Below are 26,495 nucleotides of genomic sequence, written 5' to 3' on the forward strand. Positions count from 1 at the left end.
AAAAAAATCCAAATACCCTCTATTCATAATGAATGAGGGCGTGACACGGCTTTGCTGAGACAAGCTCCACCTTGCTGAACAGAGCCGTTCTTTGAATGATACTGTCAATTACTAAAAGGGGAGGTGAACCCTCATGGCAAAAGACGTAGTTTGTGAAGTTAACTCCTGCACCCACTGGGCAGAAGAGAACAAATGCAGCGCTGAATCGATCTTCGTAGCTTTCCACAGCTCCCAAGAACCAAAACGCGCAGAAGAAACAGATTGCAAAACTTTCGAAAGTAAATAAGTAAATGCCTAAAGGGACCCTCCACGGTTCCTTCTTTTTCTTTTTCATTCTAACAAGATTGAGAATTATTATCAAGTATCTGATTACAAAAAAATAATTGAACTAAAAAGCCAGGGTAAATTACCCTGGCTCTAATTTATTTAAGTCTATTTAGAAGCAATAACCCCTGTCTTTTCCCTCGCAATAGCAGCAGCTCTTACCATGTTACGTAGTGCATCCTCTGTCTCCTGCCAGCCACGCGTTTTCAGACCGCAATCCGGATTAATCCAGAACTGTTCAGGGTCAAGCACCCGCAGCGCACGATCGATATTCGCAGTCATTTCTTCGACAGCTGGAACCCGCGGGCTATGGATGTCGTACACTCCAAGACCGATTCCTTTATCATAGGCCTGCTCCTCAAAGCTGATAATCAGCTCACCATGGCTACGTGAAGTCTCAATGGAGATTACATCAGCATCCATAGCCGATATTGAATCGATCATGTCATTAAATTCGCTATAGCACATATGCGTATGAATTTGTGTCGTAGCCTTCACATGGTTCGTGGCAACACGGAACGACTTCACTGCCCAGTTCAGGTAATGCTCACGGTCTTCTGCCTTTAGCGGAAGTCCTTCACGAATAGCCGGCTCATCCACTTGAATCATTTCGATGCCTGCATCTTCCAACGCTTTTACTTCATGGCGAAGGGCAAGAGCAATTTGATTGGCTACCTCTTCCCGGCTGAGATCATCACGTACAAATGACCAATTGAGGATAGTAACAGGGCCCGTCAACATTCCTTTAACCGGAAGCTTCGTCAACGATTGTGCATAGACGCTTTCTTTAACAGTCATAGGCTGTATAAATGCAATATCCGCGTAGATCACCGGCGGCTTAACGCAACGGGAACCGTAGGATTGAACCCAGCCATTACTAGTAAACAAGTATCCATCCAGCTTTTCTCCGAAAAACTCCACCATATCTGTACGCTCGAACTCGCCGTGGACCAGAACATCCAGACCTAGCTTTTCTTGGAAGGTAATTGCATCCGCGATCTGCTCACGAACAAATCCATCATAACGCTCCTGATTCCAGACCCCTTTACGCCATTTCAATCTCGCCTGGCGCACTTCGACTGTCTGCGGAAAGCTACCAATTGTAGTGGTTGGCAGAAGTGGAAGCTGCCATTTCTCTTGCTGCACCTTTAAGCGCTCAGCAAAAGGCAGACTGCGTTGGTCTGGTAGAGCTGCAAGTGCAAGCACTTGCTCCGCCACATCCTTACGGCCACGCTCAGGTAGTGCGCGGAACGCTGCAATAGCTTCACGACTAGCGGCCAGCGCTGCTTGAGAAGCTTCTCCTTTATCTGCGATGGCTGCTCCGAGCAGACTAAGCTCTTTAAGCTTCTCATCGGCAAAGGCTAACGCATTCTTAACTGTCGCCTTCAGCTTCACTTCACCTTGAACGGTGACTGGGACATGCAGCAGACTGCAAGAAGGCTGAAGAATAAGACGATCAAGCGGTACATGAATGCTGAGCTTTTCTACCAGTTGCAGCTTGGCGTCTAAATCGGAACGCCAAATGTTCCGTCCATCAATAATTCCGGCACCCAGCCATTTGTCCTTCGGCCAGCCAAGACGTTCGATGGAAGCCAGATTCGTTCCACCATCGTGCACAAAGTCAAGACCCAAGCCTTGAACAGGCAGCTCTAGCAGTGCCTCCAGCGGCTCAGCAGCTTCAAAATACGTCTGTAAAATAATATTCAAGCCCGGCACGGAGCCGGCAATGTCTGTGTATATCGAGTTAAGCAGTGTTAATTCTTCTTTACTTATGCCTGTAACAATCGCTGGCTCATCGATTTGTACCCAGCTTACCCCTTCTTGCTTCAGTTCCTGTAGCAGTTGAACATAGACTGGAACAAAACGTGCAGCAATCTTGGCGATATCTGCCGCTGCGTAACCTTTGGACAGCTTAAGGAAGGTATACAGACCTAAAAGTACCGGTTTACCTTCAATCCCTGCCTGCGATTTAGCAAAACGATAAGCCGCTAGAGGTTTGTTTTCAGTCAGGCGTGGTGTTTGTGTGCCGATCTCTGGAACGATATAGTGATAGTTCGTATTGAACCATTTGGTCATCTCGCAGGCAGTAGCCTCAGCATTACCACGGGCCATTGCAAAATAAAGATCAAGCCCGATGTCGCCGCCATCATACGCATACCGTGGAGGTACGATTCCAAACATAACAGCCGCATCCAACACATGATCATAAAATGTAAAATCATTTACCGGAATAAGCTCAATTCCTGCTTCTTGCTGGGTCTTCAAATGCTGCAGCTGGATTGCTGCCATTTCGGAGCGGAATTGCTCCTCATTTATTTTCCCCTGCCAGAATGCCTCCAGTGCCTTTTTCCATTCGCGGTTCTTTCCGATTCTCGGATATCCAAGATTGCTTACTTTTACCTTATTCGTCATTTCGATACACTCCCTCTTCAATCTCTTATTTCAAACTCCAAAACTACTTGCTTTCCTATAAAAAAGAGCGCCCTTCCCTAAAAAAGTCAAAGGGAAAGACGCCCATGATATACCCATGGTACGTCTAACACCTCCCTATCTTCCGTAGGTGAAGCAGTGCTGTTGAAACAGGCAGGTCTCCTGGCTAGCGGCGTCAACATCTTGAGCAGTCTTCCCAGCAGTAGTAAATTGCCAGTGACCTCTGTTGCTCGAGATTCTTCCGTTACAGTGGCGGGACCGCATCGGCTTCGAACCGAATTTCCCTATTAAGCCTACCGAATTACTATTTTCCGGTCAGCACCTGTCTCCGATATCATTCATCATTTGAGTGTCTTAATCTGATGTCATCATACGTGAAAGCCCCAGCAATCTGCAATAGATTACTGGGGCTTCTGTTATATCGATTCCTTATAACGGACTTAGAAAAATACGAAATATACTACAGCAGCAAGAATTATACGGTATATAGCAAACGGTAAGAGCTTGATACGATTGATCAGTTTTAAGAAGAAACGCATCGATAACAGCGCAAATAGGAAGGCACTAATAAAGCCTGCAATAAAAAACGGCAGCGCGTCCATGGTGAAATATTGCCAGTTCTTCATCAGTGACAACAGACTGGCACCTGCCATGATGGGTACTGCCATAATAAACGTAAAATCAGCAGCGGCACGATGGCTCATCCCGAGGATTACGCCACCAGAAATCGTCGAGCCCGAGCGTGAAAATCCAGGCCATAACGAAAAACACTGTACAAGACCTACACCAAGTGCCTGTTTGTATGTAATCTGATCTACACTCTCAGTTCTGATCTTCTTCGGCCCAAACAGATCCGCAATAATCATTAATATAGCCCCGATCACTAGACCAATTAACACCGTTGAGGTAGAGAATAAATGCTCATCAATATAATCATTAAACAGAACACCTAACACACCTGCAGGCACTAACCCTACCAGAACCTGTGTCAGCTTGAGGTGCCCCCCCTGCTCTAACTGCGGTAGCTTCTCTGTTACAGGGTCCAACTGCTTACGGCTGAAACGCCTTAAGCCCAACAGATCAATGAATCGATTTCTAAAAATCACAACAACCGCTAATATAGAACCCAGTTGAATAACTATTTTGAAGGTATTTGCCGTATATTGTCCAAATAACTCCTGTGATTTCAGCCACATATCATCAACAATAATCATATGACCCGTGGAGGATACTGGAGCAAATTCGGTTAAACCTTCAACAAGCCCCAAAATAATGGCTTTAATAATCGTTAATAGCTCCATGTGTTTCCCTCCTTTTCAATAGTCATTTCTATTATCAGTCCACTACCCGCTTAGCCCTCAGTGTTCATTCTCCGGCTGCGTTTGCGGAAGTACAGAAACCCAAGAATAACTAATCCACCAGCAATTAGTACATAGACTACATTGGAGTACACGTCCATGTACATAGCAATGTCTTCCCAGGATTCTCCTAAAGCCGCGCCAATAAGCACAAGCAGCAAATTCCATCCCAATGTGCCAATCGTTGTGAAGATCATAAATACTCCAAATTTCATGCCCGACATTCCCGCCGGAATCGAAATCAGACTGCGGACCAGCGGAACCATCCGACAAAACAATACAGTCCAGTAGCCATATTTATCAAACCAGGCGTCAGCCTTGTGGATATCTTTTTTAGTGACGCGAATTAGGCCCCCCCAGCGTTCAACCAGTTTCTCTAACCGGCTCACATCCAATAATCGGCCAATATAATAGAGAATTACTGCACCCAGTAGTGATCCAGCCGTGGCAGCAATGATTACACCAGGGATCGTTAAGCTCGTCGTAGTGGTCATAAATCCTCCAAAGGGCAGGATCACTTCTGAAGGAATTGGTGGAAATATATTTTCAAAGGCCAGCATCAGAAAAATACCGAAGTAACCAAACTGCTCCATAAAATCTGTAATCCATGCTTGCATCTTGTTACCCCCATTTCTCATATCAAGTTCTTCTTCAGGTTGCGTAAATAGCGGCTGCGAATAAAAAAGAAGTATAGTCCTTGAGCAGCCAAATATCCGAGTAACACCGCGCCTGTCTCCGTTGCGATAGATAAGTAGAACAACCGTTGAAGCGCAATAAAGGCAAACACACTGTGTAAAATAGCTATTCCGACCGGCACAAAAAACAACAAAGACAGCTGAATCGTAACTATTCGATTGAGTTCTTTATCCGTAAGCCCCATCTTGGACAAAGTGGAATATTGATTGCGATCATGATCAAGATCGGTATATAACCGGAAGTAAAGAAAGCTGCCTGCCGCGATAAAAAAGACAGTACCCACCAGCAAGGAAGCAAAAAGCATTGTGTTATACAATGTTTTCTGAAGCTCAAACAGCGTGCCGCTGATCACAATCGCATACGGAGAATCACTTTCATAGGACTGTTTGCCTTTATGGGCAAGATCAGCAGCGATACCTACCGTCTGTGGAAAATCCTCTACATAAAAACCTGTATAAAGATCCGTCTGCACGGGATCAATAGCGCTGTAGAGCTCATCACTGATCACGACACCACTAAAATCCCCGCCATCTCTACCATCCAGCTCCGGCAATAAATATTCGGCGATGGGAACTTGCTCGGTATAACCTATTTCTTTAATGGCAAGTCCTTGCTGCAAGGAATAGACCGCTTTTACTCTGCCTTCTGTTAAACTGCGATCCCGCTGTGAACCAATCATCACCAGACCTTCGTTGCCCACCAGAGCACGCTCATCTGTTGGGAAGCCTGCACGTTGCAGGGCGAGATTATAATCACTGAAAGCAATCAAGGGAAGGCGTAAAGTGCGATCGGGTCCAGTCTGAGCTTCAACCTCAGCATATTTAATCGGGATACTAAGCGCCTCATAAGGGAGTTCGTGCGTCTTGAGCTCTTCCTTAATTTCGTTCAGATGCTGATCAAAGGGTACACCCGTCTGATTTCCTTTGGCTACATAACCCACTGCTGCGGGATAATCCAATTTCAGCTCTCTGGAAAGTGTATGTATCGATGCAAATACCCCTACGGAAGTGAAGGAGACTGCGGATACAATCGTCACCATAAAAAACATTCGGCCATTCTCTTTCCAGCGGTAGGACAAACCGGATAAAGTGATGATATTCGTACGATGCCAATACAAGCGCCGAATGTCCTTAAGCAGCTTAACCAAACAAATACTTAGCTGGGTATAAAAGAGATACGTCCCGATAACCGTAATCGCAACGACCGGAAACATGACTTTCTCTACGGAAGCAGCTTTTGCAGTAGCCGCCATATAATAACCACTGATCAGCAGTACAGCAGAGATAAATGACAATATAAACGATACTTTGGGTTCTTCTTCTGCCTTACGTTCTCCCTGAAACAGACGCATCAGTGACTCATTGCCGATAAAAACAAAGGTGCAAAGCGATATCAGAAAAAACAATAACACGAAGCTGCAGATCGTAAGCACAAGTGCCTGCCATGGGAGATGAAAGGTTAACAGGGGAATTCCCAAAAAAGTGGATCCGATCATCAGGAATAATTTGCCCAGAAGTAACCCGAGAAGGGTACCCGTCAGGATGGCAGAGGTGCCGATCATCATATTTTCCAGAAAAACCATGGTGTTTAGCTGTCTCTTCGTCATTCCATGCATCAATAAAATTCCGAACTCCATCTTCCGCGACTGCAGGAAGGATCCAACGGATACGAGCACGAACAAAGAACAAAAGACATAAATAATTGCCTCTGCCACCATCATCGTATGAGCCGCCGTACTATAAATTAAGCTCTTTGAAATATCCGGATGGTAAATAAACAAAGCGCACACGAAAAAGATCATCACCGAAAAAGCACTGACGACAAAATAAGCGGCATATTTGCGTTTATTACGTGTTACATTCCTATAAGCGAATTGCCGAAAGGTCATGGCTGGTTCCCCCAAGCAGAGACAGCATATCAATAATACTTTGGAAGAAAGCGCCTCTATTACTCCCTTTGTACATTTCACTATAGAAACGTCCGTCTTTAATAAAGATGACCCGGTTGCAAAAGCTCGCAGCCACTGCATCATGCGTGACCATCAGCACCGTAGCTCCTTCTTCCTTATTCACCTCTGTCAACATATTCATGACTTCCCCTGAGGCTTTGGAATCCAGATTGCCTGTGGGCTCATCCGCCAAAATTAACGCTGGACGATGAATCATCGCCCGGGCGATAGCCGCCCGCTGCATTTGTCCGCCTGAGACCTCATACGTGCGCTTCTTCAGCAAATGTTCGATGCCAAGCAAGGTAGTGACCTCTTTTAACCTGCTCTCCATCTCTGGGACACGGGCACCTGCAAGCGTTAAAGGTAATACGATGTTCTCCTCTACAGTGAGCGTATCCAGTAGATTAAAATGCTGAAAGACGAAGCCTAGCTCATGACGGCGAAAAAGTGCCTTTTCTTTTCTGCTAAGCAGATTAGGATCTCGGCCGTTGATCAGAATCTGACCGGAGGTCGGTTGGTCGATGGTGGCAATCGTGTTGAGCAGCGTTGTTTTCCCACTCCCTGATGGGCCCATTATGCCAACGAACTCCCCCTTTTCTACAGAAAAGCGGATATGATTCAGCGCCTGAGTGGACACTTTACCCTCATATATTTTTGATAAATTATGAACATCTAGAATGGGCAAGTGTTACCTCTCCTTCTTTCGACTGGATTGCCTTCATTATACAAAGTGTACACATGGGCTGCTATTTCTGAAACTTACAATGCCCTTACACATTTGTAAGGTTTGTTATATGCTGCTCCCTAAATACAATCCGCACGGTGGTCCCGCTTCCTTCTTCGGAACGGATACTCACCTCATGTCCAAGCTTGCCGCAGATCTGCTTCACGAGATATAAACCCATCCCCGTAGATTCCTGGAAGGTTCGTCCATTCACCCCGGTAAAATATGCATCGAACACGCGCGGCAGATCTCCTGCGGGTATGCCCACTCCTTCATCCCGGATCTCAAGCACAGTCTGCTTATCTTCCGTGACCATCCCTTGGAAAAAAACATGTTTGCCCTCTTCAGTCGTATAACGTACAGCGTTCGTAATCAGCTGCGTAAGGACAAAAGTGAGCCATTTTTCATCCGTAGTTACGGTAATCTGCTCATCTATTTGTATAGCTGGAAAAACTCTTTTTCGAATAAAAAGCCGCTTCTGCTCAGAGGTCACACCACGCACGATTGTCTCCAAATTCAGCCGTTCCACATAGAAATCGTGTTCAAAAGTATCCAGTCGGGCCGTATAAAGCACGGTATCCAGTCCTTTTTTCAGACGATCCAGTTCATCACCAATTGCCGTAAAAGGAGGGCCATCCTTATCCTGAATGATCAGATGAATGACAGACAACGGCGTCTTCATGCCATGTACCCATTGATTAATAAAGTGAATATGTTCTTCTAATTTGTGGCGGTAGCTGTGCAAATCATTTTTGTAGAGGCGGAATTGCGACCCCAGTAAACCTCGCAAGCTTACGGCTAGCGGAGAATCCTGTGCAGGGCCACCTGCCTCATCGAGAGAGGAGGGCGTAGTCTCCAAACGTTCATAGAACGTGCGATTGGTGACATAACGGTAAGCGAGGTAGCCAATCAGTAGACAAGTGCTGAGCAGCGCGGCATATAAACTTACATTCAGACCGCTGCCTCCATCCAGCCGATACACTAATGTGATCAGGACTAGCTGGGCTAGATAAACCACGATCAGGGGGAACTGTTCCCTTAAAAACAACTTCATTCCTCATCCCCCCAATTCGGAATCAAACGGTAGCCTTGACCGCGCACGGTTTGTAGTCCATCTGTGATAGCGAGAGCAGCAAGTTTTTTGCGTACACGGGTAACATATACATTTAATGTATTTTCATCCACGAAGGCTTGATCATCCCAGATTTTTTCGAGCAGCCTGTCCCGGGTAACGATGACTCCGGACTTTTGCATCAGCTCATCTAGTATTTTGGCTTCCGTGTGGCTCAAGTCCACTTTAGCTTCGCCTCGGGTAAGGATTAGCCGCTCTACATCCAGCGTCATTCCCGCAACGTTCAGTGTGCGTTCATTATTCCCTCCGGCATAGGTGCCGTAGGCGCGCCGCAGCTGACTTTTGATTTTGGCCATCGCGATTTCGTAATCAAAAGGCTTAGTGATATAATCGTCGGCTCCATTTTCCAGCGCCATTACTTGGTCCATTTTGCCATCGCGGGCAGATATAAAAAGAATAGGGCAGGTTGAAATTCCGCGAATTTGGCGGCACCAGTAATAACCATCGTATTTTGGCAAATTAACATCAAGGAGCACCAGATGTGGCGCGAACGCCTCAAACTGAGTGCGGACCCGCTCAAAATCACTCACCGCCTGCGTATCATATCCAAACTTATGTAAATAATCCTGCAGCAAAGCCACAAGTCCACGGTCATCTTCTATAATAAATATTTTAAACATATCATACCTCCGGTCCAGCCTTAACAATATAAGGGGGTCTGCCAAATAATATATACACCGTGCATAGGGTTAGTCAAATCAGAAGGAAGAAAAAAGAACCCATGAAGCACCTATTTACGGCACCTTCTAGGTTCTTGGATAAGTTAGGTTTGAGGATATCAACTAGTCCCATTGTTTCTTCTGAATCCCGGCAAGAACTCACTCTACAGGTGCCCAGCCGATAAGTTCTGGTTGGCTCCAGCCTGGAGCAACTTGCAGATGGCAAATTTCCATGTAGTGATCTATCCTTACTTTATCCCAGGCATGAATGGCCTCGCCATTCCCAAGGGCCAAAGCTACATGCCCCCAATCCTTAAGCTCACCGTCCACCAAACCTGAGCAAGTATAAAAAACAAACGCGCCAGCTGGCGGAGCCCCGGTGTTCTTGTGCGCATCGTACAGCTCAGCGGATTCACGTGCATCGCTGCCTCCCCACATTTCGATCCCATTGCTTCTTTCATATGCATCTTCAACAAAAGCAAGACAACGCAGCGGATACTCCTGCGACCCCAGCCGCTCTTTAGCCCAACTAATAGCATTCTCAATTTCCTTGCCAAATTCCACGTCCATTACCAATATACATTCCTCCAAAGTACGATTTAGTGTTGAACACATCATACCTGAACCAGCTACTCATGAACTGGTATTATATAGTTATTAATTAAACTATCCCAATCCTACCTGAGTGGTCATCTACTTCGGCCAACCATTACTTACAAAAACATAAAAAACCGTAAATGAGCATAGCCCATTACGGCTTTAACAAACTATAAATTGGTTTAAGATTACAGTAGTGGTGGTGGCAGCGGTGGCAGCATAGATAGCGATGGCAGCGATAACGGTAGTGGAGGTGGCAGCGGTGGTAGCGATAACGGTAGTGGAGGACAATTTAGAGTTGATATTGCAGACGCCGAACGGTGATATCCCATCGAACATAAGTAACTTATTGCTTGTTGAAGTAACTTATCTGTGGATATATAGCGCTTATAGAGATGTATACGCTCGATCGGCTCCATTCTATGGGATTATACCGCTCCTTTGGCCGCAACTACTCCATCCGCTCCATTCTGCGGGATTTATACCGCTCATTTGACCATATACGCTCCATCGACTCCATTCTACGGGATTTATACCGTACATTTGGCTATATGTGCTCCGTCGGCTCCATTCTACGGGATTTATACCGTTCATTTGGCTATATGTGCTCCGTCGGCTCCATTCTACGGGATTTATACCGTACATTTGGCTATAGGTGCTCCGTCGGCTCTATTCTACGGGATTATACCGTTCATTTGGCCGCAACTACTCCATCCGCTCCATTCTGCGGGATTTATACCGTTCATTTGGCTATATGTGCTCCATCGGCTCCATTCTACGGGATTTATACCGTTCATTTGGCTATATGTGCTCCATCGGCTCCATTCTACGGGATTTATACACTTCATTTGGCAGTATCGAGTAAATCAAAGGCACTTTTACCCTTCTTTCGCGTCACACTAGCTCATTCGAGCAAATCAAAGGTACTTTCGCCCTTCTTTCGCGCGATACTAAACCTTTACAGCAAAACAAGGGCATTTCTGCCCTTGTTTCACCATCCCAATATAGAACCACCGCTGAAACGATGCGTCCTCTTGTAATGTTGTATACCTCATATGCTCCATATTTCGTACGCTCTTTGTTCCACATTTCGTACGCTCTTTGCCTCATATGCTCAGTATTTCCACGCTCACTCCATATTTCGTACGCTCTTTGCTACATATGTTCAGCAATTCCACGCTCACTCCATATTTCGTACGCTCTTTGCTACATATGTTCAGCATTTCCACGCTCACCATATTCCGCGCGCTCTTTGCCTCATATGCTCAGCAATTCCAAGCTCACTCCACATTTCGTAAGCTCTTTGCTTCATATGTTCAGCATTTCCACGCTCACTCCATATTTCGTACGCTCTTTGCTTCATATGCTTTCCACGCTCACTCCACATTTCGCGCGCTCTTTGCCTCATATGCTCAGCAATTCCACGCTCACTCCATATTTCGTACGCTCTTTGCTTCATATGCTTTCCACGCTCACTCCACATTCCATATATCCTCTACTCCCACGCTATGCGCTTCGCTCACGCAGACTTATCTGCCATCCAGCAAATTACCAAGCCCACCAAGCACGCTTCCTTCTTCTTTCCGACCGCTGTTGCCGGCAGCGGACAGGATGCGATCGGCCATTCGGCTGAATGGCAGCGATTGTACCCACACCTTGCCGGGTCCGCGCAACGTTGCGAAGAACAGGCCTTCACCGCCGAACAGCGCGGTTTTGACCCCTTTTACAAACTCAATATTGTAATCCACCGAAGACGTCATAGCGACTAGACAGCCAGTGTCCAGCTTAAGCGTCTCTCCCGGTTGAAGTGTGCGTTCCATAACATAACCGCCAGAGTGTACAAATGAAAGTCCATCACCCTCCAGCTTTTGCATAATAAAACCTTCCCCACCAAAAAAGCCAGTACCCAGCTTACGCTGAAATTCAATACCGATTGAAACGCCCTTTGCCGCGCAAAGGAACGAATCCTTTTGACAGATGATTTTTCCACCGTATTGCTGCAAGTCGAGCGGGATGATTTTGCCTGGATACGGAGCAGCAAAGGTAACACTTTTACGCCCATAAGAACCACTGTGTGTGAAGACAGTCATAAACAAGCTTTCACCTGTCAACAGACGTTTGCCCGCGCCCATCAGCTTCCCCATCAAGCCACTTCCACGCGAGCCTCCGCTGCCGTCACCAAATATCGTCTCCATTGTTATTTCCTGATCCATCATCATGAAGCTCCCGGCTTCGGCAATTACACTCTCTCCTGGGTCAAGCTGCACCTCTACACACTGTATTTCCTCACCCATAATGGCATAATCAATCTCATGAGCACTCATCCCGCAGTTCCTCCTTATAATTAAAGTCATCATGTGACTTATGAATGAAAATATATACGTGCGTTGCGATTCACGGTTTCGCTAATCATAACTATCCATGAAAACCGCCTATATCCTGCAGAAAAAATCAACCAGAGGTTCTGGCTGACCTTAATCCTGGTATCCCTGAAAAATGATATTTATACCAGCTTTCTTCAGGTTACTGTACCACATCTCTTGTCAATACTTGATAATATGTTACAATACTTTTTATACTTAAATGTTTATTTAGTAGTCTAATTCTAATGATAAAGGTGAAATGAATGAATCCACAATCGGAATATGCAATTCTGCTATACTATAAATTTGTAAAAGTGCCGGATGCAGAACTATTCGCCCAGGAGCATTTGGCTTACTGCAAAGAGCTTGATGTAAAGGGACGAATTCTCATTTCAGATGAAGGCATTAACGGAACACTATCAGGTACGGTTGCCCAAACCGAGCAATACATGAAGGATTTGCGCGCAAACCCTCTGTTTAGCGATATCGTCTTCAAGATCGATAAGGCTGATGGTCATGCCTTCAAAAAGATCTTCGTTCGTTATAAAAAGGAACTCGTGACGTTCCGGGTCGAGGATGAACTGGACCCTAACGTGATTACCGGAGAGCATCTGGCGCCTAAAGATTTCTACGAAATGATGCAGCGCGACGATGTGGTGATTCTGGATGGTCGTACCGGCTACGAATTCGATCTTGGTCATTTCCGCGGCTCCATCCGCCCCGAAGTAGACAGCTTCAAAGAATTCCCGGACTGGATTCGCGAGAATATGAGCGACCTTAAGGATAAACCAATCCTGACCTACTGTACAGGCGGGATCCGCTGCGAGAAATTAAGCGGGTTTATGATGAAGGAAGGCTTTGAGCAGGTGTACCAGTTGGATGGCGGCATTGTGACTTATGGTAAAGACCCTGAGGTACAGGGCCAACTGTTTGATGGAAAATGTTATGTCTTCGATGAGCGGATCTCCGTACAGATTAATCATACCGACGAGGATATCGTTGTCGGACGTTGCCATCACTGCGGTCAGCCAGCTGACCAATTTATCAATTGCGCCAATGATGCTTGTCATCTTCAGCATATTTGCTGTGAGGACTGTGAAACACAGCACAGTGGTCATTGTTCGGACGAATGCGAAGCTATCACGAATACCGTGGGCTAAATAAAAGACAAGCTGGTCGCAAATGTCTCTACACGATTCAAAGACGAGCACAAGTGAGTCTTAAGTTAACTAAAAGGTGGCGTGCAGGATTTTCACTGTACGCCATCTTTTGTTATGAGCGAAACGTCCGAACAACGCCCCTAGGACTGCACCCTTTAAAATACGTCATATCCAACAAAAAAAAGTCAACCAGAAATTCTGGCTGACCTTAAATGTAGTATATCCCCGAAATAAGCTGTTTATACAGCCTTATTCACATTACCGTACCATCATGAGGTTTACGCAAAGTAGATTGAATCTTTGGCGACTTCACTAGCTTTGGTTTGCCTAAAGAGGTTGTAAAGGTGATCACATAGCCGGCTACGACTACAGCCATCACTGTATACATCGTTTCTTTAACAGGCATATAAAAGAGTGATAGTGCCAGAACGATTACATCCATCATGATGAATACCGTACCTACTTTGATTCCCTTCCATTCACTAACCAGCAGCGACAAAATATCGTCTCCACCGCTAGCCCCGCCACTCCGCAGGATAATTCCCGCTCCTAAACCTGTCAGTACGCCGGACAAAAGAGCTGCTAATGCCAAATTGTCCTGCAAGTTGATGACCAAACCGGAATAACGTTCCATGAGACCATAGAAGATTGTAAAAGCTCCTACAGAAACAAAAGTGTTGCACACGAACGCTTTCCCTTTGAACATCCATGCTATCAAGAGTACTGGAACGTCTAGAAGCAGAGTTGAAATCGAAGGTGAAATTCCTAATACATATTTGCCAAGCAGCGATAATCCTACGAATCCGCCCTCTGACAAATGATTCTGAAAATTGATGTGATAATAAGTAAATGCAAGCAAAAATGTTCCAAACAAAATGACTGTCAATCGGAGCAGTACATTCACTCCGTAATTGTGGTTCCTCATACAGGTCTCCCCTTATCGTATATGGCGGCTAGACGTCCCACCAACCTCTACGACGGGTAAAACCGGAGGTATTGCTCCTTCGCATATATATACTCCTTCCCCTCGCAGAGGCGGTTCGTCAAGTAACAACGGTTTACGCACCTTCTACAGGGAAGCTAAGTATAAGACAGATCATAACGTTTCCAAATCGTCCTTTGGGGAATCGTCCTTCGGGGACACATGGTATCCTGATCCTTTCTCTAATTTGATAAGTTCTGTTTACATTATACCACGGAGCCACCCTACTCTAAACAGTTTGCCAGAAAAAAGCAGGAATCACTCTGTACTCCGCAGCAAACGGTTGATTGTTTCACGTCTTACACCGATCAATTGCCCTATTTCTTCCTGGGTCAATAACTCTGTTAGCGCTGCGCCATGAGAATAGTCATTAAACCAGCGGGTTAGCAATTCCATACGTTCTGCAGGTGTACCTACAGTAAGATGATCCAGCCGTGTTTGCATAAACCGTACCTTCTCCTGAAGCAGTCTGGCGATTTCCATCGCTTGACCAGGATCATCCCGCAGCTGTTGATACCATTCTGCTGATGGAACTGCCTCCACCTCGCTCTTCATCATCGCAACTGCCGTTCCATGCGCCTCCTTTGGCGAAATGAGTGAATGATGGGGAACCATCTCACCAGGATACAGGATGTTAAATAACACCATGTTCCCATTCTCATGAAGTCTTGTGACCTTGAACAGCCCGCTTTTTACTTTAAATAAAAAGTCACAGCTGTCTCCTTGGCGGAACAAGACTTCCCCCTTATGTAATATCATCTCGCTCGCTCCTTTTCCTTCTGATTATATATATTTTCAATTATATAAAATTAAACCTCATTTATGGAGATAAATCTACCTATGGGCGAGGAAAGGGGTAGATTAAAGTCCATGCAAAAACTGCTGGACACCAGAATGAAAATTCTGGCACCCAGCAGTTCAATTTACTTATAAAGTTACTTTGCTTCAAGCGGTTTCTTCCATAATCCGAGCATCAATCCGGAGATGACCGAACCGATCAGAACAGCCAACAGGAACAACAGCGCGTGGCTTGAAAGGGCAGCTACAAAGATCCCGCCATGCGGAGCCGGCACGTTGATATTCCAAAGTTGTGTAAGACCTCCAGCAACGGCCGAACCAAGAATACAAGAGGTTAGGACACGAAGCGGATCGGCTGCGGCGAATGGAATGGCCCCTTCTGTAATGAACGATAAGCCCAGCACATAGTTCGTTAAGCCTGATTTACGTTCTTCTTCCGTGAATTTATTCTTAAAGAAAGTAGAAGCCAGTGCTATTGCAAGTGGAGGTACCATCCCCCCCGCCATTACAGCAGCCATCATGAAGCCGTTGGTATTGCCACTGGTAGTGAATACACCGATGGCAAAAGTATAAGCAGCTTTATTGAAAGGTCCACCCATATCTATGGCCATCATGCCACCGAGAACCAGGCCCAGAATAACAGCATTAACAGTTCCAAGATCATTAAGCCAATCGATCAGTCCGACATTGATCCAGCTAAAGACCGGATCGAACAGGTAATACATCAATCCACCGGTAATTAGAAGCCCGAATACCGGGTATAACAGGATCGGCTTCAGTCCGTCAAGTGTTTTAGGCAGACCTGCAAATACTTTACGTAGTCCGATAATTACATAACCCGCCAAGAAACCAGCAGCCAGCCCGCCGAGGAACCCAGCATTGGAATTCAAGGCCATGTAGCCCCCAACCATACCTGGCATCAGAGCCGGACGATCACCAATGCTAAGCGCTATAAATCCAGCAAGGACTGGAATTAGGAAATGGAAGGCACCATCTCCGCCACCGATTGTCTGCAGTAACTGGAACAGCGGATGATCTGCTCCACCTACTTGTTCAATCAGGAAGGAGATTGCCAGCAGAATACCGCCACCGACTACAAACGGAAGCATGTGGGAGATCCCATTCATTAAGTCCTTATATATTTTACTGCCGATACTGCCAGATTTCTCTTTAGACCCTTCGTCATTGCCACCGCGACCTTCATTGTGATAGATCGGCGCTTCCCCATTCATAGCTTTACGAATAAGCTCTTCCGACTTACGGATGCCATCACTTACCGGTCTTTGCAGTACAGGTTTACCGTCAAAACGGGCCATTTCCACCTTTTTATCAGCTGCAACAATTACACCGCTTGCACGCCGAATCTCATCAGGGGTGAGTACGTTTTTGGCCCCTTCTGAACCATTCGTCTCTACACGGATATTAACTCCCATTTCTAGAGCTTTTTTCTTAAGGGCATCTTCAGCCATAAAAGTGTGCGCAATGCCTGTAGGACAAGCAGTTACAGCTACGACAAAAGCTTGGGAATCCGGGTTGCCCACGATTACACGTTCAGGCTCTGACTTTGCGGCAGTTTCAGCGGCTTCGTTCTCTTTCTCCTTAGCTTCGCCTTCCGCCTGCTTGGCATCAAACAAAGCTGATACCTCATCCGGAGTCTGAGTATTCATAAGCTGTTCAATGAACTCGCTATCGATCAGTAGTCTGGACAATGAGGCCAGTGTACGAAGATGCATATTGCCTGCTCCTTCTGGAGCGGCAATCATAAAGAAGATACGTGCTGGCTCATCATCAAGGGATTCAAACTCCACTCCCTTTGCGCTCTTAGCAAATACAACCGTCGCTTCATTTACCGCTTTAGTCTTAGCGTGCGGCATCGCGATACCGCCACCAATCCCAGTACTGGATTGCTCTTCGCGCTTCAGAATCATCTCTTTAAAAAGGATCGGATCATTAATTCGGCCACTAGCAGCAAGACTTGCAATCAATTCATCAATTGCAGCTTCCTTAGTTGTAGCTTTTAGATCCATGATCATAGTTTCTTTTATCATTAAATCCGTTATTTTCATCATGTTCAACTCCCTTAAGTACTTTGAATGCTGTCGGCTTACACTTCTGAGATTTGGATCAGCGGTCTCAGCTGTTCAATGAATTCTCTATCCGCTAAATCATCAGAGAATGCGGTTGCACTGCCCGAGGCAACGCCTGCACGGAACGCCTCCAACAAGTCTCCTGTCAAAGACAGTGTCCCTACAAAACCAGCGATCATGGAATCCCCTGCACCTACAGAATTTTTCACTTTACCTTTTGGTGCGTTGGCGTGGTATACCCCTTGCTCCGTAATGAACAAAGCCCCTTCACCCGCCATGGAAACCAGTACATGTTTCGCTCCTGCATCCAGCAGCTTGCGTCCATAAGTAATAATCTCTTCCCTCGTGTCTATTGTTACGCCGAATAGCTCTGCAAGCTCATGATGGTTCGGTTTAACCAGCAATGGCTGATACGCCAGCGCTTTTTGAAGCGCAGCACCAGTAGTGTCAATGACGAATTCCGCTCCACTCTGTTTGCACACAGATATAAGCTTGTCATAGAAATCTGCACCCAGTGATGGGGGAACGCTTCCCGACAAAATCACTACATCCTCCGCGTTCAGAGCAGCCAGCTTTTGCAATAGTGCGTCGGCTTCCGGAACAAGAATGGCGGGTCCAACACCGTTAATCTCCGTTTCTTCTCCATGCTTGAGCTTGATGTTAATCCGCGTATCATCAGAAACAAACACGAAATCGCTTGAAATTGATTCTTCGTGTAACCAATCCTCAATATATCGGCCGGTGAAGCCGCCAAGGAATCCCATAGCCTTATTCTGAACCCCAAGCTGTTTAAGCACTCGGGATACGTTAATCCCCTTCCCTCCGGGAAGCTTCAAATCACGTTTCATCCGGTTCAAGTCACCCAGTCTCAAATCTTCCACTTCCACGATATAATCAATGGAAGGATTAAGCGTTACAGTATAGATCATGATTATCCCTCAATTATGTTGGTTTTCTAAGCCATAGATTACCGATCAAAAATACGGCATCTGTAATTTCTCCAAACGATCACACGGTAATTCATAATTGCTTATCCTATATAGAATTTATACCAGCGTGAAATCCACACCCAATTGCGTGATCTCACGGATGAATTTGTCAGACGCTCCTGAATCTATAATGCAATGATCCATTTCCGTCACATCAGCAACCTTGCTAAAGGATACCTGCCCCAGCTTACTGTGATCTGCCAGTAGAATAACTTGCTTGGCGACTGCGATCATTTTGCGTTTTGTAGCTGCCTCTAACATGTTCGGGGTTGTGATGCCTTCCCGCAAATCCAGTCCATTAGTAGCAAGAAAAGTTTTATCCACTCTCACCATATCTAAGGAACGTTCTGTCATCGGTCCAACAAAAGCCATCGTATCCGGGCGAAGCATACCACCTGTAATTGAGACTTCGATATTGCGGCAATCCCGCAGCTCATTCAGCGCCATAATCGAGTTCGTAATGACTTTGATATTCGAAAAGTTCTTCAGCTCTCTGGCAATCTGCAGTGTTGTTGTTCCTGCATCAAGCAGTATAGCGTCACCCTCCTGAATCATCTCCACTGCTTTGCGGGCAATCCGTTGCTTCTCATCCAATAAATGATCTTCCTTATCAGGATAAGCCGCCTCAAAATTGACACTCTGCAAGGAAACCGCTCCGCCATGAGTACGCTTTAATAGCTTGGCTTCTTCCAGCTCCTTCAGATCACGGCGCACAGTAGACTCGGATACGCCCATTTCCTGACTTAGCTCCTGTACAGAAGCTCTTGAGTTTTTTTCCACAAAAAGCACGATTTTTTGTTTTCTCTCTTCCTCAAACATCATCGTGGCTCGCTCCTTTATGTGAGAGCGCGACCTGTGCAATTCCTTGCGCTCATCTATGAATTTTCTTGACCGTTAATTGATTATATGTGACCGTTATTGATCGTTTGTGCTCGTTTATGATTTTAACAGCGTTTTCATCCTATGTAAAGTGCTAAAAAGAGACAGTGCAAAATTACATCCCAATTGCCTATCTCATATACGGCATTTATAACATATTAATAATACATACCGGGAAAAGCGGGTGATCAGAAATGGCCAATGGAAGAAACCGTGGGAGAAATAACGGTAACAGCAATGCTAATAAGAATGGGACCACCAATAACACTAATCCAGTGGAATCCGCAGAACTTAGCGCTGAGGATTATGAGATCATCGCAGCTGGACTTGTAGCATTAGGTGAGATTTTTTCCTTTTTATCTCTTGTTAAAGCAAGACAAGTTACCAAAGAAACTGGAGGCGAGGAGGTAGTTCCTGAAATCTTCACTTTATCCACTAGAAAATCTCATAAACGAAAGTCAAGATAATCCACGAAAAAAGCAGCGAAGTAGTGATATACCCTTGTTATATTGCGATCTTTTTACTTGGCGTAACCTTTGTAACTAGAACCTCTATATGGGTATGCCAAGAACTACCTATAAGGAATTACACGCTTTTGAATCAATACTTGTAAATTAGGGTTATTAAACTACATAGATATAAATTTGAATTTTGGGGGATGTTTTTATTGCCACAACAGAAGTATTTTCGGACAAGCCTTGCTATTATCGCCTTTTTACTGATTTTGTACTTAGGCTCCAAAGTAATGTTTCTCTTCGCGCCACTAGGTGCCATTTTCAAATTATTACTTGTTCCCATGATGTTATCAGGGTTTATGTACTACCTGCTGCGTCCATTAGTAAGAATCCTAGAGAAAAGAAAATTAAACCGGGCGTTCTCCATCCTGCTCATTTATTTTCTGATTGCGGGCTTGTTCGTTCTCTTCTGGATTCTAGTCTGGCCGACACTGCAAGAACAAATTCAGAACTTTATTGATAACACTCCCTACCTCGTGCAAGGTTTGCAGGATCAGTTCAATGCATTGAGGGAGAATCCGACACTGTCACGTTTTTTCAAAGGGGATTCTGACGTCGCGGCCCGTTTATCAGAATTTCTTAGCGATACTATTACCTGGGTTACCAATTCCATGTCCAATTTGATTGGCGTTGTTTCCAGCATTGTAGTGTTAATCGCCACTTTGCCCATCATTCTGTACTACATGCTAAAAGATGACTATAAGCTATCGCCTAAACTTCAAGGCTTAATTCCGAGAAAATATCGGAAGGAAGGCCAAGAGATGCTTGGAGATATCGACAGCGCCTTAAGCAGCTTCATCGTCACACGTGTGGTGCTAAATGTCGTACTCGGTATTATGTTATATATAGGATTCCTTATCATCGGACTGCCTTACTCCCTGTTACTCGCCGTAATTTCAGTGCCTCTTAACTTCATTCCATATGTGGGTTCATTCTTAGCAGCGATTCCGGTAATAATAGTAGGTTTCATTGAATCACCGACGATGGCCATATGGTCCCTAGTCATAATTTTCATTGCCCAGCAGATCCAGGATAATGTACTCTCACCGATTATTTACGGAAAATCATTGGATGTTCATCCACTGACTACGGTCATCCTTGTCCTTATAGGTGGAGACTTCTACGGTATTATCGGAGTTCTTATTGCGCTCCCTGTTTATATGATTATAAAAATTGTTTTCCTGCGCGTGTATGAGATTATTATTGCAGACCGTAAAGATGAAGCTGAGCCTATCAAAAAAGAGGAGCTATAACGGTTGTAATCTACTTCGTGAACGGGCGGAGCTTAACTATAAAATAAAAAAGGGTACGTCTCCAATCACTCGGAGTCGTACCCTTTTTTATTCTTTACAGGTTCCTGAAATCACCCTCGTAAAGAACGAACTACAAAGATGTGATTGCCCTTCATCAGGTTTTGGCCGTTCTGAAGTGTAACTGAACCTTTCGTATGTGAGGTAATAATCGTATTAAAGGCAATAAGCTGATCCTCTTTCCAGACGCTGACTGCCGATTTAAAATACACTGCATTGTCAAATTGCTGCCGATCCCTCATCACATAACCCACGGAATGGAGAACTGGAGGCAGAGCTCTTTCTTTTGGAGCCAGAGCCTTAATAACAACAATATCCCGAAACGGCACAGCAATTTCCTGATGGCCAATGACCGCCACCGATGCGGAAAGGTCCCATTTGCGCAGGATTCCCTTCATAATGGTATAAGGTTTCTCTCCGCAGTACATTATAACGGGTTTACCTACCCAATGCTTCATAGCTACCTCCCCTTCGCATCACTCCATAAATTATAAGTCCGGAATGAACCAATCTATTCCTTCCATACCCTGCGACTCTAGAAATTGATTGGCCTTCGAGAACGGACGACTGCCAAAGAATCCACGATGCGACGAGAGAGGGCTTGGATGAGGTGATTGCAGCACCTTATGCCGGCTTTGGTCGATGAAAGCACCTTTTTTCTGCGCATGACTCCCCCATAATATAAATACCATGGGCGTAGTTCTTTCATTCAGCTTTTGCATTATGGTGTCTGTGAATGTCTCCCAGCCCAGACCTTTATGTGAACCCGCCTCACCCTCACGTACCGTCAGTACGGTGTTCAGCAACAACACTCCCTGCTCTGCTAAGTGCAATAAAGAGCCGTGGTTCGGAACAGGCACACCGACGTCCTCCTTCAGCTCTGCATAAATATTGCGCAGTGACGGAGGGATACGTACCCCCGGATTGACAGAGAAGCTTAGTCCGTGAGCTTGTCCGGGACCATGATAAGGATCTTGACCTAAAATAACTACACGAGTCTCCTTATAAGGCGTTAGTTTTAATGCTGTGAACAATAATTCTTTTGGCGGATAAACGGTATGTTCCTTATATTCTTCTGTTAGTACATCCATTAATTTTAAAAAATAAGGCTTTTGCATTTCATCCTGCAATACCTCATCCCAATCGTTGCCAAACATCCCCAAACTCCTCCTTTAACCGAAACCATAGCGATATAGTTTTTTATTTCCGACCATAATCCGCTTTGATCTCGCCCCACTCTTTTGTGTGCCACTTGAGCACCTTATTGTCATATGTATTGGTTTGCAACCAACGTTCTGCCCGATCAATAAGCACCCAAATTTCCTCTGTTGAAGAATCGCGCGGCAAGGTTGTTGCCACCTTCTTCTGCTTCACCCACTTCATTGCATTTACAGAATCACTGTAAACCGTTTTATCGCTTCCCTCTTTCTTCAACAACGCCAAGGCATGGACAATCGCTAAAAATTCACCTAAATTATTAGTGCCCTTTTTGATCGGACCACAGGAGAAAATGATATCTCCCGTTTGTGTATCTACACCCTTATATTCAACAGGCCCCGGATTACCACGAGTCCCCACATCTACTGAAATACTGTTGTAATCAATCTCCTCAGAGTTCTCTACTGTAGCACTGCGTTTAAAAGAACTTGTCCCCTTAGACTTTGCTGCACCAGCTGCCCCTGTTCCCCAATTCCCCTTCCAGCCCGCTTTATATGCCGCATCAGCTGCTGCTTTGGATTCATAGGATTTATATTTTGCACCGGTATAATGATCTGTCTGTGCCTGGCATTCTGCCCAAGTGCTATAGACTCCCGGTTGTTTACCTTCCCAGACTACATAATATTTCTGCTTGGCCATGGATAATGCTCCTTTTCTACTGCCTGTACTTATTGTAATCCATATTGCTCGTGAATTCATCGGATAAATCACATTTTTCAGGTCATACTATACGCCAGAGATGTCCAGGCCTATATTACCATTTGTAGATTGATTGGTAAATTACTAACTAATCACTCTATAGTAAGCTCGAAGGATATCAGTACAATTACTTAGGGAGGTTATACAGATGAGAAAGATAGCAAGTGTTGCTGCGGTATTTGCTTTTGTGTTAATGGTCGGATGTGGAAATGCAACAGATAATGCTAATAATGCTACTGCAACAAGCACTCCTGAGAACACAAATAACGCGGGTACCACTAATAATGCAGGCACCGCTAATAATCAAAATAACACCACAGATGCTGTAACCTCAGCTTCCGTAGTAGATAATGAAGAAGCCTTCAAACGCGCCATCAGTCCAGAGGGAACCTGGATTGCTGCCACACTTAAAGACTTAACCTTCACCGAAGATCTCGTCGTGGATGGAGAATTCATGAATAAAGAGGAACCCGCCAGAAAAATTGCTCTATACACACAAGATGCGGATCACAACATCACCAACTCCTTCAAACTGACTGCTCCAAAATTGACCATCAAGAGTAAAAACGCCCGTATTCAAGGCGGCACTTTTATTGGAGATGTATACGTAGAAGCGGATGGTTTTACCCTGGTGAACGCAACCGTTGAAGGCAATGTCTACTTCGCAAACGATCAATATAAATCCACCTTTAATTCATCCGATCAAGGAAAAGTAACTGGTGTTACAGAAGTGAAAAAATAAGCTTCAACCCCAAAAAGGTGATCTGAAGTCGTTAAGACTTGAGACCACCTTTTTTATATACATTTTTATTCTTGATAAAAACCATCTTTGAAAAAATTGTACCATCCCTCGACGGTTTCGATTGGGAAACCCTCTAACTTCTTCATAACTTCCCTTGCAAATTCTAAAGCAGCCGTACCATTAGCAGTAATGATATGTTCACTCGAAACTGCCTGTTTTTCTATATAATTTGCATCTCCTTTATAATTAGGAGCGTTTTGTTTTAAATAATCCAATGAATTTCCGGTATGCGGTATGTTGTCTAAATAGCCATGTTCAGCCAAAAAAGTTGTAGCGTCACATATAGCGGCGATAGGTACACTCTCCTGCAAACATTTTTCAATCACTGGAGTAATAGCTGAATTATCTTTCCAGCCTGTGCCCCCGATTAAAATTAACATTTCATACTGAACAGGTAAACTGTCTAAAGTATAGTCAGGTACAACAGTAAATCCACCCATAGATTTGACATTGTCGCTAGTTAAAGCAACTGTGCTTACTTTAAATTCACTCTCCGGCTTGTTTAGTTCGGCACTAATATATCCGCTTTCCCAATCAGCGTAGCCATTGGATAGAAACATCAAAACTTCTTTTTTCATATATTAGCACTCCCTTTAAGTTCTAACGTCACTTCCGCCACTTCTCGCCCATTTACCAGCAGCACAATCCGGTGCTCTCCTGGATAATGACGCCGAGTTGTTAAATCAGCCCAACGATGTGTCCGTTTACCTGACAGAATTGTACCTCCAGGTACGGTCTTATCCGATAACAAAAAAGATTTACGAGAGGTTCGACCTGCCGCTTTCACGAAATAGATTCCGTATTCAATCCGAATCCGTGCCGGAGCTCCCTCACGAACTTGAAGCTTATACTGTAATTCAGAGCTTTCGCCAATGGTCAGGATAGAAGGTTCCAATAGAATTGAAGCACTCGTTATAAGTGGAGTAGCTTCGTCTGTCTGCTCTGCGTATCCGAATAAAGCCATAATCTCTGGCTCAGCTTTACGAATCAAAGAACGGCAGCCGTGCCGCACAATCCAGTCTGTATCGGGATGTGTTCCCTTCCAGCGCCGAGCGGTATCGAGCACCACTTCCGGATGATCCTTCGCAATATCATTCAAATTATTAGCGACACTTTTACGCACATACAGGGATGTATCCGCCTTAAGCTGCTCAAGTACAGGTAATACCGGAGCTGGGTCAAGCTTGAACATGGGGAGCGCCTGTCCCCAAGGCAGACGAGGCCGACAGCCTTCACTAGCCAGCCTACGTACATGCTCATCAGGGTGCTTCGCCCATATCTGCATTTGAGCCATCATCCGCTCTGGTTCCCGCAAAAGAAACGGCCTAACTGCAAATTCAGCCGATGATTTCGCTGTGAATCTTTCCAGCGCCTGCATAGACAACGCCCAATGTTCGTCTCCTTGGCCATATACCTCAACGAAATCCGGAAAAATTAAATACGGAAATCCTACACATTCCTCAGCAATGGCGAATAGGATAGCCAGCGCTTCCTCATAAGGAAGCTGTAAGTGGCTGCCCAACGTCTCGGTGATCCGCCGCATTCTTGCCTTCAGCTCAAGCGTTTCCCACGGTTCAGTCATGGCTGAGCTTACAAATGCCTCTGTCTCGAAGACATTATGTACGCCACGAATTTTTTCGCCGAACTCACGCAGAAATTGTTCATTGTACATTGCTTTTAAAGGTTCAGCCATTCGATAATCCCTCATTTTCTTCTTTAGATCAGCAAACTTGATTCTGTCAGGAAATCGTAGCACACCCAATTTGACAACAGTATGTCAACTTTGGCAGCTAAGAATTAATTAGTACCTTTACCTCTTCAATCCCTTGTTGGGCTCGACTGTTTAACGCACGTTTATCTTTAAGGTTATGTTCTTTAAGTTCGTGTCCAGGATCAATGACCAGCGGCTGTGAGATTACATCCTCGAGGATTTGAACAGCAACCTTACATCCTTGAAATAACAGTTCTTTTGTGATCACTTGATTATGAGAACGAATGATTTCAAGCATTTTTTCCGCATAAATCAGTCTAACCAAACTATCGGCGCTCATTATATTCCGCGAAGCAAAAGAAGCCACTTTTTCCACAATCCAGCTATCCTGATAATTCCGCGAGATGGATTCCAGTATCGTAATCGCATCCCAGTCCCGTATCGACAACTGCTTGACGTGCTCCGTAGCCCATTCCTGCAGCCATTCCAGCTCCACTTCTCTTGGAATTTCAAAACTCTTGTACTCCTTAAGCACTCCTGCTTTATGCATATTTAAAAAATGACCCAAAAACTGAATGTACAGCTCCTTGGCTCTTTGTGTCTGTTCCGTCATCTGGCAATCATCCTTTCATTATCCAAATCATATCCATTCCCCGGTTTCTTTTCAAATTAAAAAGATAAAAAAGGACAGGTAGCGAAATCATCGCAATACCTGCCCTTTAATAACTTCGGGTTATGGTAAATAGTTTGCTTCAACCGGAGGGTTTTTCTCCACTATTTTCAATTCTAGACCTCCGAATCTCTTCGCCAGCTTGTTATATACCAGCGCTACCAGCATACCCACCAATCCATAAATGAGTATCAAAATAACCGGCATAATCAAATAAGGGATACCCATAACAACCATAAACGTCTCTTTAATGATAAGCCCGACCACCACCATCCCTAAACCTACTATAAACAATAGCAGTGTAGGAATGATCATAAAATAGATAGTCGTTTTAAAAAAACTCTTTTTGTTAATTTCCAGCACTTCATAGTCTTTCATTATGTAATCCCCTTAATTTATTTAGAGTGGTAAAATTACCCTCTTTGTTTCATTAAAGATGATCTT

28 protein-coding genes and 1 riboswitch are annotated in these 26,495 nt (G+C 44.9%); of the genes, 6 read left to right on the forward strand and 22 right to left on the reverse strand.

Annotated features, from left to right (window positions below; all coding sequences use genetic code 11):
* Positions 1-133: 133 nt before the first annotated feature.
* Entirely contained in the window at positions 134-286 is a 153-nt protein-coding gene (locus tag NYE35_RS22675; RefSeq protein ID WP_076098619.1) for a DUF1540 domain-containing protein, read from the forward strand.
* Between the two features lie 146 nt (positions 287-432).
* On the opposite strand, the gene metE is transcribed toward NYE35_RS22675, so the two are convergent.
* The 8 genes from metE to NYE35_RS22715 all read right to left on the reverse strand — a co-directional run bounded on the left by metE (position 433) and on the right by NYE35_RS22715 (position 9,841).
* Positions 433-2,736 (reverse strand): 5-methyltetrahydropteroyltriglutamate--homocysteine S-methyltransferase, encoded by a 2,304-nt coding sequence (gene metE / locus NYE35_RS22680; protein WP_341122077.1) that lies wholly within the window; start codon positions 2,734-2,736, stop codon positions 433-435.
* Between the two features lie 153 nt (positions 2,737-2,889).
* A riboswitch (cobalamin riboswitch) is annotated at positions 2,890-3,095 on the reverse strand.
* A 99-nt stretch (positions 3,096-3,194) separates the two neighbouring features.
* Positions 3,195-4,055 (reverse strand): undecaprenyl-diphosphate phosphatase, encoded by an 861-nt coding sequence (locus NYE35_RS22685; RefSeq protein WP_036682972.1) that lies wholly within the window; start codon positions 4,053-4,055, stop codon positions 3,195-3,197.
* Between the two features lie 50 nt (positions 4,056-4,105).
* Positions 4,106-4,729, reverse strand: a complete 624-nt coding sequence (locus tag NYE35_RS22690) for a DedA family protein (RefSeq protein WP_036682974.1) — start codon at positions 4,727-4,729, stop codon at positions 4,106-4,108.
* Between the two features lie 17 nt (positions 4,730-4,746).
* A complete protein-coding gene (locus NYE35_RS22695) occupies positions 4,747-6,696 on the reverse strand; it encodes an FtsX-like permease family protein (RefSeq protein WP_341122078.1) in 1,950 nt (649 codons plus the stop codon).
* A complete protein-coding gene (locus tag NYE35_RS22700; RefSeq protein WP_036682980.1) occupies positions 6,671-7,441 on the reverse strand; it encodes an ABC transporter ATP-binding protein in 771 nt (256 codons plus the stop codon). Before NYE35_RS22700 ends, NYE35_RS22695 begins: the two co-directional genes overlap by 26 nt.
* Before the next feature lie 85 nt (positions 7,442-7,526).
* Positions 7,527-8,534 carry a sensor histidine kinase gene (locus tag NYE35_RS22705; RefSeq protein ID WP_036682982.1) on the reverse strand — a complete coding sequence of 336 codons (1,008 nt, stop codon included), beginning with the start codon at positions 8,532-8,534 and terminating at the stop codon, positions 7,527-7,529.
* Positions 8,531-9,232, reverse strand: coding sequence for a response regulator transcription factor (locus NYE35_RS22710; protein ID WP_036682984.1), 702 nt, complete (start codon positions 9,230-9,232; stop codon positions 8,531-8,533). Before NYE35_RS22710 ends, NYE35_RS22705 begins: the two co-directional genes overlap by 4 nt.
* 198 nt (positions 9,233-9,430) lie before the next feature.
* Positions 9,431-9,841, reverse strand: coding sequence for an NlpC/P60 family protein (locus tag NYE35_RS22715; RefSeq protein ID WP_076297329.1), 411 nt, complete (start codon positions 9,839-9,841; stop codon positions 9,431-9,433).
* Between the two features lie 256 nt (positions 9,842-10,097).
* Here NYE35_RS22715 and NYE35_RS22720 point away from each other — a divergent pair, with 256 nt between their 5' ends.
* Complete coding sequence (locus tag NYE35_RS22720) at positions 10,098-10,364, forward strand: hypothetical protein (protein ID WP_341122079.1); 267 nt, start codon at positions 10,098-10,100, stop codon at positions 10,362-10,364.
* A gap of 735 nt (positions 10,365-11,099) precedes the next feature.
* Here NYE35_RS22720 and NYE35_RS22725 read toward each other — a convergent pair.
* Together NYE35_RS22725 and NYE35_RS22730 are read right to left on the reverse strand one after the other, a co-directional pair.
* The gene (locus NYE35_RS22725) at positions 11,100-11,327 is read right to left on the reverse strand and encodes a hypothetical protein (RefSeq protein WP_341122080.1); all 228 of its coding nucleotides are present in this window, start codon (positions 11,325-11,327) and stop codon (positions 11,100-11,102) included.
* 70 nt (positions 11,328-11,397) lie between these two features.
* Positions 11,398-12,192 (reverse strand): TIGR00266 family protein, encoded by a 795-nt coding sequence (locus NYE35_RS22730; RefSeq protein ID WP_038572584.1) that lies wholly within the window; start codon positions 12,190-12,192, stop codon positions 11,398-11,400.
* A 302-nt stretch (positions 12,193-12,494) separates the two neighbouring features.
* Between NYE35_RS22730 and trhO the strand changes: the two genes are divergently transcribed.
* Positions 12,495-13,391 carry an oxygen-dependent tRNA uridine(34) hydroxylase TrhO gene (trhO, locus tag NYE35_RS22735; protein ID WP_076223570.1) on the forward strand — a complete coding sequence of 299 codons (897 nt, stop codon included), beginning with the start codon at positions 12,495-12,497 and terminating at the stop codon, positions 13,389-13,391.
* 253 nt (positions 13,392-13,644) lie between these two features.
* On the opposite strand, the gene NYE35_RS22740 is transcribed toward trhO, so the two are convergent.
* The 5 genes from NYE35_RS22740 to NYE35_RS22760 all read right to left on the reverse strand — a co-directional run bounded on the left by NYE35_RS22740 (position 13,645) and on the right by NYE35_RS22760 (position 19,069).
* Positions 13,645-14,316 carry a YitT family protein gene (locus NYE35_RS22740; RefSeq protein ID WP_036682994.1) on the reverse strand — a complete coding sequence of 224 codons (672 nt, stop codon included), beginning with the start codon at positions 14,314-14,316 and terminating at the stop codon, positions 13,645-13,647.
* Positions 14,317-14,631: 315 nt separating this feature from the next.
* Complete coding sequence (locus tag NYE35_RS22745; protein WP_036682996.1) at positions 14,632-15,132, reverse strand: Crp/Fnr family transcriptional regulator; 501 nt, start codon at positions 15,130-15,132, stop codon at positions 14,632-14,634.
* Positions 15,133-15,308: 176 nt separating this feature from the next.
* Complete coding sequence (locus NYE35_RS22750; RefSeq protein ID WP_038572586.1) at positions 15,309-17,237, reverse strand: PTS fructose transporter subunit IIABC; 1,929 nt, start codon at positions 17,235-17,237, stop codon at positions 15,309-15,311.
* 38 nt (positions 17,238-17,275) lie between these two features.
* The gene (gene pfkB, locus NYE35_RS22755) at positions 17,276-18,187 is read right to left on the reverse strand and encodes a 1-phosphofructokinase (RefSeq protein WP_076146748.1); all 912 of its coding nucleotides are present in this window, start codon (positions 18,185-18,187) and stop codon (positions 17,276-17,278) included.
* Between the two features lie 117 nt (positions 18,188-18,304).
* Positions 18,305-19,069, reverse strand: a complete 765-nt coding sequence (locus NYE35_RS22760; protein WP_305953507.1) for a DeoR/GlpR family DNA-binding transcription regulator — start codon at positions 19,067-19,069, stop codon at positions 18,305-18,307.
* Positions 19,070-19,320: 251 nt separating this feature from the next.
* Between NYE35_RS22760 and NYE35_RS22765 the strand changes: the two genes are divergently transcribed.
* Together NYE35_RS22765 and NYE35_RS22770 are read left to right on the forward strand one after the other, a co-directional pair.
* The gene (locus tag NYE35_RS22765; protein ID WP_036683002.1) at positions 19,321-19,593 is read left to right on the forward strand and encodes a hypothetical protein; all 273 of its coding nucleotides are present in this window, start codon (positions 19,321-19,323) and stop codon (positions 19,591-19,593) included.
* A 191-nt stretch (positions 19,594-19,784) separates the two neighbouring features.
* Positions 19,785-20,894, forward strand: a complete 1,110-nt coding sequence (locus tag NYE35_RS22770) for an AI-2E family transporter (RefSeq protein WP_036683003.1) — start codon at positions 19,785-19,787, stop codon at positions 20,892-20,894.
* A 110-nt stretch (positions 20,895-21,004) separates the two neighbouring features.
* Here the strand turns inward: NYE35_RS22770 and NYE35_RS22775 are convergent, their stop codons facing one another.
* From NYE35_RS22775 to rnhA, 3 genes are read right to left on the reverse strand one after another with little or no spacing between them, the layout of a single operon-like run.
* Entirely contained in the window at positions 21,005-21,409 is a 405-nt protein-coding gene (locus NYE35_RS22775) for a hypothetical protein (RefSeq protein WP_036683006.1), read from the reverse strand.
* Between the two features lie 30 nt (positions 21,410-21,439).
* Positions 21,440-22,108 (reverse strand): uracil-DNA glycosylase, encoded by a 669-nt coding sequence (gene ung, locus NYE35_RS22780; protein WP_036683009.1) that lies wholly within the window; start codon positions 22,106-22,108, stop codon positions 21,440-21,442.
* Between the two features lie 43 nt (positions 22,109-22,151).
* Positions 22,152-22,808 (reverse strand): ribonuclease H, encoded by a 657-nt coding sequence (gene rnhA / locus NYE35_RS22785; RefSeq protein ID WP_076215337.1) that lies wholly within the window; start codon positions 22,806-22,808, stop codon positions 22,152-22,154.
* 208 nt (positions 22,809-23,016) lie between these two features.
* Between rnhA and NYE35_RS22790 the strand changes: the two genes are divergently transcribed.
* A complete protein-coding gene (locus NYE35_RS22790; protein WP_036683014.1) occupies positions 23,017-23,610 on the forward strand; it encodes a hypothetical protein in 594 nt (197 codons plus the stop codon).
* Positions 23,611-23,675: 65 nt separating this feature from the next.
* Here NYE35_RS22790 and NYE35_RS22795 read toward each other — a convergent pair whose 3' ends face one another.
* From NYE35_RS22795 to NYE35_RS22810, 4 genes are all read right to left on the reverse strand, one after another.
* The gene (locus NYE35_RS22795) at positions 23,676-24,248 is read right to left on the reverse strand and encodes a type 1 glutamine amidotransferase family protein (protein ID WP_038572592.1); all 573 of its coding nucleotides are present in this window, start codon (positions 24,246-24,248) and stop codon (positions 23,676-23,678) included.
* Positions 24,245-25,363, reverse strand: coding sequence for a DNA alkylation repair protein (locus NYE35_RS22800; protein WP_341122082.1), 1,119 nt, complete (start codon positions 25,361-25,363; stop codon positions 24,245-24,247). The genes NYE35_RS22795 and NYE35_RS22800 overlap by 4 nt, the downstream gene beginning before the upstream one ends.
* 97 nt (positions 25,364-25,460) lie before the next feature.
* Positions 25,461-25,994, reverse strand: a complete 534-nt coding sequence (locus tag NYE35_RS22805) for a hypothetical protein (RefSeq protein WP_036683019.1) — start codon at positions 25,992-25,994, stop codon at positions 25,461-25,463.
* Between the two features lie 120 nt (positions 25,995-26,114).
* Positions 26,115-26,429, reverse strand: coding sequence for a hypothetical protein (locus NYE35_RS22810; RefSeq protein ID WP_076146740.1), 315 nt, complete (start codon positions 26,427-26,429; stop codon positions 26,115-26,117).
* Positions 26,430-26,495 lie beyond the last annotated feature (66 nt).

It is taken from the genome of Paenibacillus sp. FSL L8-0494, from assembly GCF_038003695.1.
GTDB lineage: Bacteria > Bacillota > Bacilli > Paenibacillales > Paenibacillaceae > Paenibacillus_AQ > Paenibacillus_AQ odorifer.

Coding starts and splice junctions, on each gene's coding strand:
- NYE35_RS22725 (WP_341122080.1), bottom strand. CDS start 11,327: ATGAAGCAAAGAGCGTACGAAATATGGAGTGAGCGTGGAATTGCTGAG.
- pfkB (WP_076146748.1), bottom strand. CDS start 18,187: ATGATCTATACTGTAACGCTTAATCCTTCCATTGATTATATCGTGGAA.
- NYE35_RS22715 (WP_076297329.1), bottom strand. CDS start 9,841: ATGGACGTGGAATTTGGCAAGGAAATTGAGAATGCTATTAGTTGGGCT.
- NYE35_RS22740 (WP_036682994.1), bottom strand. CDS start 14,316: ATGAGGAACCACAATTACGGAGTGAATGTACTGCTCCGATTGACAGTC.
- NYE35_RS22720 (WP_341122079.1), top strand. CDS start 10,098: ATGGCAGCGATAACGGTAGTGGAGGTGGCAGCGGTGGTAGCGATAACG.
- NYE35_RS22690 (WP_036682974.1), bottom strand. CDS start 4,729: ATGCAAGCATGGATTACAGATTTTATGGAGCAGTTTGGTTACTTCGGT.
- rnhA (WP_076215337.1), bottom strand. CDS start 22,808: ATGGCCAAGCAGAAATATTATGTAGTCTGGGAAGGTAAACAACCGGGA.
- NYE35_RS22760 (WP_305953507.1), bottom strand. CDS start 19,069: ATGATGTTTGAGGAAGAGAGAAAACAAAAAATCGTGCTTTTTGTGGAA.
- NYE35_RS22810 (WP_076146740.1), bottom strand. CDS start 26,429: ATGAAAGACTATGAAGTGCTGGAAATTAACAAAAAGAGTTTTTTTAAA.
- NYE35_RS22745 (WP_036682996.1), bottom strand. CDS start 15,132: ATGATATTACATAAGGGGGAAGTCTTGTTCCGCCAAGGAGACAGCTGT.
- trhO (WP_076223570.1), top strand. CDS start 12,495: ATGAATCCACAATCGGAATATGCAATTCTGCTATACTATAAATTTGTA.
- NYE35_RS22675 (WP_076098619.1), top strand. CDS start 134: ATGGCAAAAGACGTAGTTTGTGAAGTTAACTCCTGCACCCACTGGGCA.
- NYE35_RS22765 (WP_036683002.1), top strand. CDS start 19,321: ATGGCCAATGGAAGAAACCGTGGGAGAAATAACGGTAACAGCAATGCT.
- NYE35_RS22685 (WP_036682972.1), bottom strand. CDS start 4,055: ATGGAGCTATTAACGATTATTAAAGCCATTATTTTGGGGCTTGTTGAA.
- NYE35_RS22770 (WP_036683003.1), top strand. CDS start 19,785: ATGTTTTTATTGCCACAACAGAAGTATTTTCGGACAAGCCTTGCTATT.
- NYE35_RS22795 (WP_038572592.1), bottom strand. CDS start 24,248: ATGAAAAAAGAAGTTTTGATGTTTCTATCCAATGGCTACGCTGATTGG.
- NYE35_RS22775 (WP_036683006.1), bottom strand. CDS start 21,409: ATGAAGCATTGGGTAGGTAAACCCGTTATAATGTACTGCGGAGAGAAA.
- NYE35_RS22805 (WP_036683019.1), bottom strand. CDS start 25,994: ATGACGGAACAGACACAAAGAGCCAAGGAGCTGTACATTCAGTTTTTG.
- NYE35_RS22705 (WP_036682982.1), bottom strand. CDS start 8,534: ATGAAGTTGTTTTTAAGGGAACAGTTCCCCCTGATCGTGGTTTATCTA.
- NYE35_RS22710 (WP_036682984.1), bottom strand. CDS start 9,232: ATGTTTAAAATATTTATTATAGAAGATGACCGTGGACTTGTGGCTTTG.
- NYE35_RS22790 (WP_036683014.1), top strand. CDS start 23,017: ATGAGAAAGATAGCAAGTGTTGCTGCGGTATTTGCTTTTGTGTTAATG.
- ung (WP_036683009.1), bottom strand. CDS start 22,108: ATGTTTGGCAACGATTGGGATGAGGTATTGCAGGATGAAATGCAAAAG.
- NYE35_RS22730 (WP_038572584.1), bottom strand. CDS start 12,192: ATGAGTGCTCATGAGATTGATTATGCCATTATGGGTGAGGAAATACAG.
- metE (WP_341122077.1), bottom strand. CDS start 2,736: ATGACGAATAAGGTAAAAGTAAGCAATCTTGGATATCCGAGAATCGGA.
- NYE35_RS22800 (WP_341122082.1), bottom strand. CDS start 25,363: ATGGCTGAACCTTTAAAAGCAATGTACAATGAACAATTTCTGCGTGAG.
- NYE35_RS22750 (WP_038572586.1), bottom strand. CDS start 17,237: ATGAAAATAACGGATTTAATGATAAAAGAAACTATGATCATGGATCTA.
- NYE35_RS22695 (WP_341122078.1), bottom strand. CDS start 6,696: ATGACCTTTCGGCAATTCGCTTATAGGAATGTAACACGTAATAAACGC.